This is a genomic window from Flavobacterium pectinovorum, from assembly GCF_900142715.1.
Lineage (GTDB): Bacteria > Bacteroidota > Bacteroidia > Flavobacteriales > Flavobacteriaceae > Flavobacterium > Flavobacterium pectinovorum.
Genome location: NZ_FRBX01000007.1, coordinates 225,146 through 237,999, shown reverse-complemented (window position 1 = coordinate 237,999; position 12,854 = coordinate 225,146). Strand labels below are relative to the sequence as shown.

Here is a 12,854-nt window from a genome sequence, read left to right as displayed (position 1 = left end):
TTATGTAGAATTATAAAACAAAATCAATTTACATTATGATAAAATTTCCAAAGCATTCGCATAAGAAGCTTCTGGTTTTTGATTTGGAAAATATACTTCAAGAGAATTTAAATTCTGCTTGAATTTCAGTTTTTGTCCTGTACTAACTAGTCTAATCTGTCTTATTTCCTCTATAAGATGTTGGTTAGATTTACCCAAATTTTTAATAATTGCAGTACCGCTTTCCGGCCATGCCATTACAGTAGCATAAAGTATTTTATCTTTTTGAACAAAACGAATATCTTCTGATGTAAAGGGTTTTCCTTTTCCTTCATTAAAACCTTGAGCGGTTAAAGCTCCGGCGCTCCCTAGCTGAGGGCCTTCCCCAAATATTTTCCAAGGACGAGTACCATAAATACTTTTGCTATTTAGTTTCATCCAAACACCAATTTCTTTTACAATCTGTCGTTCTAATTCGTCGATACTTCCATCTCCTCTTACCGGAATATTAAGCATTAAATTCCCATTTTTACTTACTGCATCAATCAGGGTATGAATAACTGTTTTAGCTGACTTATATTCCTTCCTTTCGTAAACCCCACGATCATAATGCCAGTTACCAAGACAAGTATCTGTCTGCCAAGGCAAAGGTTCTATATCATTACCTTGTCCTTTTTCGATATCCCAAACCAAGGCTTTTTTTTGCTGTGTATCTAATATTTTACCTGTGATTACCGCTTGAACGGTTTTATTTTTTTGGAGACTTTTGTTATACATGTGTGCCGCAATACGTAAACCTGCATCGCTGACAGGCCACAATGGTAATGCGGTATCATCAAAATAAATCATATCAGGATTATATTTGTCAATCAAATCAATGGTTCGATCATAAAAATTCTCCATGTAAGCTTCCGAAGGCTTTGCTACTCCATTTCCCCAATTCCATTGGCCGTGTATCGCACCATTATCGGAGCTTCTTTCGCTTAATGGATGATTTTGAGCATATAATTCCTGAGGATCTAAACCTTCCCACCAAGTTCCTTTTCCATCGGCTTTAGTCAATTTTCCATCATACGGCACTCCTGCTAAAGATCCGTTTTTATCAGAACGCTGAGCAGTTTCAAACCAACTCCAGGCATGTGCTGCGTGAACACTAACAGCAAAAGGAAGGCCTGCTTTGCGAGCGGCTTTTTCCCATCCTGCTATTATATCTTTTTTTGGACCTACTTTTGTCGAATTCCAATTCGGTTGATATTTACTATCATACAAATCCAAATTATCATGGTGATTCGCCATTGCCATAAAATATTTGGCACCCGAATCCTTATATAAATTAACCAGCTCTTCTGGATTCCAGTTATCTGCTTTCCAGACATTGATCACATCTTTAAAACCAAATTTTGAAGGATGACCGTATTTTTCAACATGATATTTATATTGCCAGGAATCTTCCTGATACATTCCTCTTGCGTACCAATCACCTGCTTCTGGCTCACATTGAGGGCCCCAATGCGCCCACATTCCAAATTTAGCATCACGAAACCAATCAGGCACTTGGTATTTTTCAAGCGAATCCCAAGTAGGTTCGAAAGGTCCTTTGAATGCAGAATTGTTAAAAATATTAATTTGTCCTAATAAAGGTGACAGGTAGAGTCCAGCCAGGGCTGTTGTGCCCAATTTTAAAGCATTTCGTCTGTTCATATTTTTATGATTTTATAATATTTTATATATTTCCGACTTCACCAATCATTAAAACAAGCTCATAATTTAATATTATGACATATATTTAATATATAAATTTTATTATTAGTTTTTTTTATTATTAATTTTAAAACAATTAACAACAAATATATTAATCTATTTATATATAAATTTTATTCAAAAACGACCTTTTATTATTCAAAAGCGGTATTTTTTAATTATAATGTTATTATGTCCAACAATACTTTTAAATATTCTTTTTCATTATTACATATTGATTATGTAAAACTTAATCATAATTGGAATTATAATAGTGTGATTAGTCCCTATTATCGAATTTATTATATAGATGAAGGAAATGGATTTATTTCTGACAGTTCAACCCGTTGGGCTTTAGAGCCAGGTTACCTGTATCTTGTTCCCAGTTTTACAATTTGTAATCTGAGCTGTGATGTCTTTTTGAGTCAGTATTTTATTCAGTTTTTCGAAGAATCTCCTGATGGAATTTCTTTGTTCAACAATAATAGAAAAGTAATAAAATTAGCTAGTACAGAACTTGATGTAGCACTCATAAAAAAAATGCTGCATAATAATCCTGGAAGAGGAATCAATAGATCAGACAATCCTAAAATATATGAAAAAGAAGCTTTTTATAAAGAATACCGCTCGCTAAATGATACAATGAAAACACATCTAAAGTTTGAAAACCATGGTATTCTTCTTCAATTAATTTCCAGATTTTTAAGCACAAAAGACTTTAGAACATTCAAACCCCAGATTACATCTCCTAAAATATTAGATACGATGAGTTATGTACAGCTTAACATAAGCGAAAATATTACGGTTTCTCAGTTAGCCCGAAGAGTAAATCAGAATCAGGATTATTTTTCCAAACAATTTCTGACTCATACAGGACAAAGACCCATGAAATATATCCATGAAAAAAAAATTGAAAGAGCGCAATACCTCATCGCAACCAGTGATAAAACATTTTTGGAAATCGCTTTAGACACCGGATTCTCGAACTTGCCTCACTTTTCAAAAATATTCAAACAAATAGTGAGCCTGACTCCGGGAGAATATCGCCATCAGAATAATAAACCTTCTATGTAATTCTCTCCATATACATTCTATAAGGTCTTTTTTATTTTGTAAGTTGCTATTCTAGCAAAAAGATATTATTCACAATTAGACGAATCACATTATTTTAGTGATTGCCACAGTGGTATTTTAAAAAACAAAAAAGCTAGTATTAATAAAAACCGTCGAATTTAGATTTGAATATCTCTTTGATGTGGGAAACAGTTCCAGCATCAAACGTGTCTTATTTTATTTGTATTTGATAGAAATGTTTAAGATTCCGACGACTGATTTATTGGAAAAAAAACAGTAAAACCAAATCCGGCTCCTTTTACGGATTTAGCAAGGATGGTTCCCAAATGTTTTTCAACAATTCTTTTGCAAAAAGCCATACCAATACTAATCTTATTAAACTGTTCTGACCTTTGCAGGATCTGAAATACCCTGAAGGAATCAGTAAGAAAACCTTCTCCATTATCCAGATAGGTTATTCAATTTTAGAAACGCGAAAAAAACGTATCATGCAGCTTTGCATCTATGTTTATAAAAAAAAAGCATCTGCTTAATACAGATGCTTCTTTTATACATTTTGCAGGATATTAAAGCACAACTACATTTACTGCGTTAGGCCCTTTTTTTCCTTCTGTTACTTCGTAACGCACTTCATCGTTTTCACGAATACTTTCTGAAAGACCTGAAGCGTGAACAAAAATTTCACTTCCGCCATTTTTTGGTGTTATAAATCCAAAACCTTTTTCTTCATTGAAGAATTTTACTGTACCTTCTTGCATATTAAATTATTTATAAAAGGATAAATCTAAGCATTTTAATTGTGTACAACTAAAAAGATACCAGATAATATTTAAGATATTGAAATTATATAATAATTTCAATAAATTATGTAAATTGCAAATCAAACAAAATATAATTCTGGTTCAGGACTTAAAGTCCTAATCCTGTTCAATCTTACTAAAAACGGAAGAAAAAAATTACTCACTCATAATACAAAAGAGCCGTCCGGCAAGACAGCTCTTTTTAGTCTACAAATTCTATAACTAATTCAAATTTAAAGAAACATAAGATTTTCTTTTAGAGACTATTAAAATCAAAGTGAAGAATTGCCGTTCTTATAGTGCTAAAATGCTATTTTGAAGCATTCTGATCTGTTTTAGGCTGCATAACGACTTCGACTTTATCGGCATTTGGCAATACTTCAGCTGCGTATTTTTTAATGTCTTTTATCGAAATAGATTTGATCAATTTCTCATATTCATTACTGCTTACGAATTTATCATTGGTTTTTAACTGATCAACGATCGTGTTCATCCAATAAGAATTTGACTTAATATTCTGCTGATTGCTTTTTATCAAATCTTCTTTTATGTCTGATAAATCTTTATCCGAAACGTCATTTTTTGTAATAACATCCAGTTCGTCATATACAATTTGAAGCAGTTTGCTGTCTTTTTCAGGATTACAGTCAAAGCTTACGCGAAGTAAAAAAACCGGAGATGGATTTTTAGATAATGAACTCTGCGTTTGTACACCATAACTTCCGCCCTCGTCTTCTCTAATTTTATCTAAATAACGTTTGTCTAACAATTGAGAAAGCATGTAAGCCATAATTTGGTTTTTCTCTGAAAATGCTGCATTCCTATTTTCCAGATGTACATAAATACTCGTTTTAGGAACGCTCATTTCTCTGATCAGTTTTTCTTTTACAAACCCTTTTGCTGTTCCAATTTTATGATCTATAAATTTTTCCTGAGTGTGATTTCCTGCTACATTTCCTAAATATTTATTGATTACTTCAAGGTCTTTTTCAGCTATATTTCCAACAAAAACAAAAGTAAAATCAGAAGCATTTGAAATACGCTCTTTATAAATTTTAGAAGCCTCATCAAATTTCAGTTCTCCAAGATTTTCTTTGCTTAAAAGAAATGTTCGTTTGCTGCGATTAGTGTCTAACAAAGCAATCGTATCACCAAATATTTTACTATTGTTTTCCGTTACATTTTCAAGTGCATCGCCATAATAATCAATGATTCGTTTGTATGCCGTAGTTTCAAATCTTGGATTTTTAAAGTATAAATAAGTCAGTTCTAAAAGTGTTTCCAGATCTTTTTTAACGGCGCTTCCGCTGAATCCTTCGTAATGTTCACCAATAAACGGACTCACTTTAACTGTTTTTCCTGAAAGCTGTTTTTGTAAATCAGTCACTTTAAAATCACCCAAGCCAGAGTTTTTGGCTAAAACCGTCGCAATCTGTGAAGACGGCAAATCTTTTTCGGGCAATAAAGAAATTCCACCGGGACTAAAAGCTGAAAAAAGAATCTGATCCTGCGCCAAAGTTGTTGGGTAAATAATTACTTTGGCTCCATTATCTAAAATATATCCTTTTGCTTCTTTGATTCCTTTAATTTCAAATCTCTTAGCGATTGGTTTATCTGTAAGTTTATCCGTTACCAAAGCAGCATTTGCAACTGTTTCGGTATAAGGTTCTAACTTTTGCCCTTTTACTTTTTTAATTACCGTAGTATAATCTGTTTCTGTTGGATAGGTAACATTTTCTTTTTCTGGTCCTGAAACGGTTAAAACCTGATTTTTTTCTGTTGGAAGTGCACGAAACACTTTATTGATTTCATTTACGTCTACATTAGCCAAAGTCGTTTTTACAAACGCTGCTTCGTCTTCTAAACTCATTACAGGCGAAGCTTCTAAAAAATAATTCTGCAATTGCGAAGCCCAGTTTTCATTACTGATTTTATCTTTGTTTTTAAGCTGATTTTCATAACCCGTGCGCATATTTTCTTTTACACGATCCAGTTCTTCTTTTGTAAAACCATTTTGAATGGCTCGCTCATATTCTGTATAAGCCTGTTGGAAAGCTTCTAATAATCTTCCGTTTTTAGGATTTACCGTTAAAGTAAAAAAAGACGTTAAGCGTGTCAAACCAGAATAGCTCAAACCTGCCCCCAACAAAGCCGTTTCATTATTTACGGTATATTCTTTAAGACGATTATTCATCATTTGCAAAGCCAATTGTTCTGCAATACTATTTTCAAATGCTGCAAGATCCTGGACAAGCGGTTTATTCTTTTTAAAGTTTAATGAAATAGATGTTTTCTGCGCTTCTTTGTCTACAGCTAGTTTATACAACAATTTATCATTGTCGGGAATAGTCTCATAAGTTCGCTCTGCAGCATTTGAAGGCATCGGAATTGAACCCATTATTTTCTTCACCTTCTCTTCTATTTTTGCAGGATCAATATCTCCCACAATAATTACGGCCTGATGGTTTGGCAGATACCATTTTTTATAATAATCTCTCAGTTGTTTGTATTTGAAATGCTCGATAAGATCCATATCGCCCAAAACATCTCTTTTTCCGTATTTTGAACCGTTGTAAATGATAGGTTCAAGCTGCGAACCAATTCTTAAATCGGCATTTCTTCTTGTACGCCATTCTTCGTGAATTACACCTCTTTCAGCATCGATCTCGGCATCTTTTAAAGATAAAAAACCAGACCAATCGTGTAAAACATATAAACACGAATCTAATAACGCCGGATTTTTAACCGGTACATTACTTAGATTATAAACCGTTTCATCATGCGCAGTATAAGCATTAATGTCACGCCCAAACGTTACACCGTGTTTTGCGAGCATATTGATAATGCCTTTCCCTTTAAAATGCTCCGTTCCGTTAAAAGCCATATGTTCTAAAAAGTGAGCCAGACCATTTTGATTGTCATCTTCTAAAATGGCACCCACATTCTGAACAAAATAAAAATCGGCTCTGTCTTTTGGCCATTCGTTATGCAGAATAAAATATTGCATTCCGTTGCTTAAAGTGCCATGTACCACATCTTTCCGCAGTGGAATTGTAGTTTTAAACTGCGCTGAAACCTGAGTTAAACCCAGTATTATAAAATGCGCCAGAAATAATTTTGCTTTCATTTTGGTTGATATTTTTGTTCTTCTTTGATTGATTTATTCTTGAATTGTAATTTGAAAATGGTATAAGAAATTCCTGCTGTTAATTTGAAGATTCCTGTTGAAACCTTCAAATAACAGTCTTTGGATTATAATAACATACAGGCTTGTACTACATCCAGTCTGGTTTTGCTGCATCTTTTAGATAATAATCAAAATACTGTTGCATTTTGATCGTCCAGTCTTTTTTGTTTGCGGCATCTTCAAGCGTATGTCCTTCTTTTTTGTAGTTCACCAATAAAGCATTTTTCCCTAAACGACGAAGTGCAAAAAATAAGGATTGTCCTTCCTGATAAGGCACCGCGCGGTCATTATCATTATGGAAAATAAGTACAGGAGTTTTTATATTCTTAGCAGAAAAAATCGTGGAGTTTTTAATATATCCGTCCAGATTATCGTATAAAGAACTTCCCATACGGTATTGATCGGCCTCGTATTTAAACATAGTCGAAATACCATTTGATCGCATAACAGGATAATTGGCCGTAAAATTACTTACTCCGGAACCTACAATTGCACAGCTGAAAATATCTGATTTTGTTAATAAAAATGATGTTTCGTAACCGCCAAAACTATGTCCCTGAATACCAATTTTTCCTTTTTCGGTAATGCCTTTTTCAATTAAATATTCAACACCGCTGATTACGTCATTGTAAACACTGTTTCCAGGATCTCCGTATGTGTAATGTACATCTGGCTGAAAAACAATATATCCCTGGCTCACTAAAGTTGGAATATTAATGTTTGATGTACTAACCTCAGGAGCTTGATAGACATTAAAATCTTCCGTATGTTTTTCGTAAAAATGAACGATAACCGGATATGTTTTTTTACTGTCGTAATTGTCCGGAAGGTAAAGATTACCTTGATTTTCTTTTCCGCTGAAGCTTTTCCAGGTCAATACTTTTGAAGTTCCCCAAGCATATTCTTTTTGCTGCGGATTGATATCTGTAATTTTTTGCTGAGATCCAAAACTAGCCGTTCCCCACCATAAATCCGGAAAAATAGTATAACTTTCTTTCGCAAAAAGTATGCTTGAATCATCTCCTGAAACAGTTTCAATTTTTACATTATAATCAGGATTTGCAAATACCTTTGTTATAGAATTGTTATTGGTTAATTTGTAAACTCCTTTAGATTTATGCACGATATCAAAACCTATTAGAGTAATTGACTTTCTATTGTCTAAATCGCCAATAAAACCATTTTCGTTGTAACGAAGTTTTATATTGTTTTTTCTTCCATATCCCTGCGTTATAGAATAAGCCTTTTTTTGATTCGTAAGATCAACTGCCCATAAATCAAACTCATCATAGAGAACAACTGTATTTCCGTTGTTTAACCAGCCTGCGATACCAAATGCAGTATTACTGGATTTCATATCTACATCATCATCAGAAACAGGATAAGGAATTTGCGAACTTATGTTTTTAAATTGTTTTGAAGCGCTGTCAAAAACAGTCCAGACTTTTTCTTTTTCATCATAAAAAACAGCAAAACTTCCCTGCGGATTCCAGGATATAGCGCCAAAAACTCCTGTCAGCACTTTAGTAGATTTTCCAGTTGAAACATCAATCCAATAAATATCATTGCGTTCGTTAAAAGTCCAGTCTACTTCTATTGTGTATGGTTTTTTATCAATTGCAAAAATGTCTTTAAAATTACCCGATTCTGGAATAATTACCTGATCAAATTCGCCAGTTGAAGCTACTTTAATAGCTTTATTGTTTTTTATATCATAAATAAACTTTGGTTCGCTTGGAAGTGTTTTTGAATTTCGCAGCATTTCTTGTCTGCGTTCCATACTTCCCTGATTGGATCTCCAAATTTCAATATTTGATCTGGCAATCTGAGTATTTTCCTGACGTTTATTAGAATTCACTAACAATGCAATGAAATTACTATCTTCATTTAATCCGTAAGCTGTTTTTGAAATTGAAAAGTCAGGATCGTTTAACACAACATCATCATAATTGAACACTGGCTTTGTTGAATTATTAGTCAGATTAAAATAATATACCATATTAAAATCGGTGCTGTTACTGCCTTTTAGCGTAAAAGTACCGCCGTCTTGTTTTTCATTTAATTGAAAATCACCAAAATCAGCTGCTTTTCCGGTGAAAACAGTTTCTTGTTTATCGCCTGGAATTCCGTGTTTTAAATAGGCTTTGTCTTTTTCAATTTGTACATATACAATCGCCTGGTTTTTTAAAAAGCGAGATGATTTTATGTTGTTTATAGAAATACTGTCGTTACTTTCTAAATTGTAAAAAACCACACGCTGTAGAAAAAAATCTCCTTTAACAGCTTCCGGACGTGAATAGTACAAGAAATCTGTTCCGTCAAGAGCATTGGTATAATGCTTGCTTTTCCAAAGTTTTTTTACACCTGTTTTTAGATTTTGCAAAAGCGTGCTGTCATTTTTGCTGTACTGAATCCAGTCTTTTTTTCCAATGAATTTTAAATCACTGATATCATTCAGCATCAAGCGTTTTCCTTTTGGAGCTTCCTGAATTATGGTTTGTTTTTTATTTTCCTTTTCTTCATCCTGAAAAACGGTGTTGTAAGAAATCCATTTACCATTGTATGACAAAGATTTATTGTTTATTCTTTGCCATGATTGATAAGCCGATTCGTCGACCGTTTTTTTCTGTGCAGATAAACTATGTACACTCAGTGCGAGTGTACATAGTAAAAGTATATTTTTCATATTTTTTTGATTTTCAAAAAGAAATTACTCTTTCTTTAAAGCATTAATCACTTCTGTAAGTTCATCAACAAGCTGACCCGGATTTCCTGAATATCCTTCGGATGTAAAACGAATCTGCCCGTTTTTGATCACCACTTTTCTTGGAATTCCGCTTGATTTAAAGATCGCTGCGTATTTAGAAAACGATTCGTTATTAGTTCCGCCGCCTTTTTTAATTAAATCAAAATAAGTATCCAGTTTTAATCCTTTTTCTTTTAAGTAAGCCAATGCTTCTTTTTTGTATCCTTCTTTGGTTTCCTGCGTACTGATAAAATAAACCTCAACTTGTTTGTCTTCTTTGAAGTTGTTTACCAATTGCTGCATTGCCGGAAATGCTTTTTTACAAGGTCCGCACCAAGTCGCCCAAAAATCAATTACGATAATTTTTCCACTGTCCAAAGCCAACTGTTTTGCTTTTCCGTCTGCTGTCTGCACTTTAATTGCAGGCGCAGGAACGGGATTCATCCAAACAATTTTTTCTTCAGACTTGTTTTCTTTTTTCAACTGCTCTAAATAAGCAGGAAAATCAGCTTCTTTTTTTCCTTCTTTTAAATATGCTTCTTTTAATTTAGCAGTTAACGCTTCTGATAAAGTATTGTTTTTTGCTGCATTTTTTAAAACTTCGATAGTCGGTTTGTTTAAGGCTTCTAAGGCTCTTACATGAATGTCGTTTATACTTGCTTTTTCGTAACGTTTTGTAAATGGCAACAATTCAAAAGTTTCTAAAACTTCTTTGTATTTTTTCAGCATGTCGTACATACGAATCTGAATCACTAATTCGTCGTTAAGTCTATCTTTAGCATTTTCATTTGCCTGATTTGGAGACCAGTAAATTCCCTGCATGTATGATAAATCATTTACTTTTTGCTGCATCAGTTTAATCATAGGCACGGCCATTGTTTCTATAACAGCAGGATCTACCACTTTTAAATACAAGGCTTTAGATATATTCTGATGATAAGCATCGTTTAGATTAGCAAAATTCATAGTTGGAATTAAAGCTAAAATACTTTTGTAATCTTTGGTTTCAAAATAATATCCAAATTGCGTTTTTACAATATTATCATAGAAGTACTTTTGAGAATCAGGCACATCAGAAGTGTATGGAAAATCAGTTAAGAACTGCGTTATAACTTTGTTTTTCTCTGCTGCATCTGCAATTGGCATAATTTTTTGATACGCTTTAAATCTTTGAAACGCGCCTTTCGGAAATTGTTTTTGGATTACGGTTTCAAGAGAATCTGATTTTGCCTGATCTTTTAGCTCAAATTTGTATAAATTGTAAACTTTTAGAAAAACTTCTTCGGGCTGGCCGTTCATTTTCTTTGTGAAATCTCCTAAAAAATGATGTCCTAATGCATCAAATTTTTCTGGTTTCTGAACCTTTAGTACTTTAATATACGTATCAATAAATTTCGGGAAATTGTTACCCTGATCTGCTACTTCTTTTTTTAACCAATATTCCGTAGCATCTCCGTCTATCGTAAAGTCTTTAAAATAACCGCCAAATTCAGAATTAAAATCCTTGTTTCTAAAAGTTGCCCAGGCTAGATCTGCTCCCGGCATTTTTACTTTTGGCTCCTTAAAAACAACCAAAAGATAACCAGTATCTTGTCCTGTATCTGTAACTAAACCGTTATCTGTATTTCCATAAAATTTGAAAGCCATAAAGCCGCAGTTTTTTGGAACGGTGTATTCTACATTCCAGACAGCGCCATTTTTCTTCATTTTAAGATCTTCGATTTCCCATCTGTAATCATTAAAAACGTAGGCATAACCATTGATTTCTTTGATGTTTTCCAAAGGTCCGCCTTTTGCATCGTAAGTCATATTTAAAGCCATTCCGGGAATCGGTACATCTACCATTCCTTGTAATCTGGATTTAACTTCCTGAGCAGAAATCTGTATGGTAAAGACGCAGAACGCCAATACCAATAATTTGATATTCATTATTTTTTTTAACATTGTTGCTGTTTTTAGTTCCCCAACTCTGGGTTTAAATCAATATAATTTTGATTGATTGGAAATACATATCCGTCGCTATTAGGTTCCAAATTATAAGTCTGTCCCTTAAAAACTCTGGTATATGTTTTTTGATAAAGGGGATCCAGATTTAATCTTCGCTGATCAAACCAACGGAAACCTCTGCCTATAAATTCTTTTTGTCTTTCAATCAGTGCCAGGTCCAGAGCCTCTTTACTTGTTCCGGCAGAAACCTGATAAACTGTACCCGATTTGTAACGTTTTGCTCTTACGATATTCAAGTTATCAATTGCTTCTTGTGTTTGTCCTAATCGGGCGTAACACTCGGCAGAAATTAAATACATTTCCGGCACCGATACTCCAACGTTAATTCCGTTAGTATAACTATATCTGGTCATACCAAATCCTCTACCTGTGTAAGTAGGAAAAAAATTGCTTCCTGCTATTGTATAATAATTGTAACGCAAATCGTTGCTGTCAAAACTATTTAATAAATCATTTGATAAAGGAGATCCGTCATAAGTAGTCAACAAGGTTTTTGAGAATATAACTTCGGGATTCTGAACCAAAACGGGATAGCTGTATGCTGTAGCTAATTCTTTAAAATCTATCAAACCGTTTTGCAAAGCCAAAGCTTTTTGTGCATTATCCAGACTTAATTGGTAAGAGCCCATATAAAGATAAGTTCTTGCCAATAAAGCATAAACCGCTCTTTTTGACGGCAGGACATTAAATGGTGCTGCATCCTGAATATCATTATCCAAAGCACTTTTTAAATCTGAAATAATCTGATCGTAAACCTGACCCACGGTACTTCTGTCTAATTTTGAAAATAATTCGGGTTTTAGTAACAATGGAACTGCTTTTCCAGAATTATCTGAAGCCGGATCAAATTGCGGACCATAGGTATTGACCAGTTGTAAATAGGCAAACGCTCTGTGAACAAAGGCTTCGGCATAGATTTCTTTTTTCTCTGCGTCACTTCCGCCCTGACTTCCCATTACTCCGTCAATAATTACGTTGCTGTAATAAATAGCCTTATATAAACCGTTCCAGTCTGAGTCACCCTGAGACGGATCGTATATTTTGTCCTGCCAGGTATAAGCATTAGACCAAATAGTCGAAACGCTATTTTGGTAGGTTGTTGGAAATTCTGCATCGGCGCTCGCAAGCAGATAAATTCCTCCTGCAACAGTCATGCTTTCATAATTGTTAGCCAAACCTCTGTAATCAGATGTATATTTTAAGATTCTGTTGTTCCCAACGGGTTCTACTTCGACATAATCTCTACAAGAGTTTAATAAAAGTACCGGCAGGAAAATATATAGTGTGAATTTTAGCAATTTCATAAAATCTATTTTTTAAA

At 33.8% G+C, this 12,854-nt stretch carries 7 protein-coding genes; 1 reads left to right on the top strand and 6 read right to left on the bottom strand.

The genetic code is table 11. The annotated features are described in order from the left end of the window. Positions 1-33: 33 nt before the first annotated feature. On the bottom strand, positions 34-1,680 hold the full coding sequence (locus tag BUE22_RS21165) for an alpha-L-fucosidase (protein WP_073397983.1): 1,647 nt from the start codon (positions 1,678-1,680) through the stop codon (positions 34-36). Positions 1,681-1,911: 231 nt separating this feature from the next. Between BUE22_RS21165 and BUE22_RS21160 the strand changes: the two genes are divergently transcribed. After that, positions 1,912-2,793 carry a helix-turn-helix domain-containing protein gene (locus BUE22_RS21160; RefSeq protein ID WP_073397982.1) on the top strand — a complete coding sequence of 294 codons (882 nt, stop codon included), beginning with the start codon at positions 1,912-1,914 and terminating at the stop codon, positions 2,791-2,793. Positions 2,794-3,359: 566 nt separating this feature from the next. On the opposite strand, the gene BUE22_RS21155 is transcribed toward BUE22_RS21160, so the two are convergent. The 5 genes from BUE22_RS21155 to BUE22_RS21135 form a co-directional block, all read right to left on the bottom strand. Next, on the bottom strand, positions 3,360-3,551 hold the full coding sequence (locus BUE22_RS21155; protein WP_042562756.1) for a cold-shock protein: 192 nt from the start codon (positions 3,549-3,551) through the stop codon (positions 3,360-3,362). A 352-nt stretch (positions 3,552-3,903) separates the two neighbouring features. Beyond that, positions 3,904-6,720 carry a M16 family metallopeptidase gene (locus BUE22_RS21150; RefSeq protein WP_073397981.1) on the bottom strand — a complete coding sequence of 939 codons (2,817 nt, stop codon included), beginning with the start codon at positions 6,718-6,720 and terminating at the stop codon, positions 3,904-3,906. Positions 6,721-6,868: 148 nt separating this feature from the next. After that, positions 6,869-9,466, bottom strand: a complete 2,598-nt coding sequence (locus BUE22_RS21145; RefSeq protein ID WP_073397980.1) for an alpha/beta hydrolase family protein — start codon at positions 9,464-9,466, stop codon at positions 6,869-6,871. Between the two features lie 24 nt (positions 9,467-9,490). Beyond that, positions 9,491-11,470 (bottom strand): TlpA family protein disulfide reductase, encoded by a 1,980-nt coding sequence (locus tag BUE22_RS21140; protein WP_073397979.1) that lies wholly within the window; start codon positions 11,468-11,470, stop codon positions 9,491-9,493. Positions 11,471-11,481: 11 nt separating this feature from the next. Beyond that, on the bottom strand, positions 11,482-12,837 hold the full coding sequence (locus BUE22_RS21135; RefSeq protein WP_073397978.1) for a RagB/SusD family nutrient uptake outer membrane protein: 1,356 nt from the start codon (positions 12,835-12,837) through the stop codon (positions 11,482-11,484). Between the last annotated feature and the right edge of the window lie 17 nt (positions 12,838-12,854).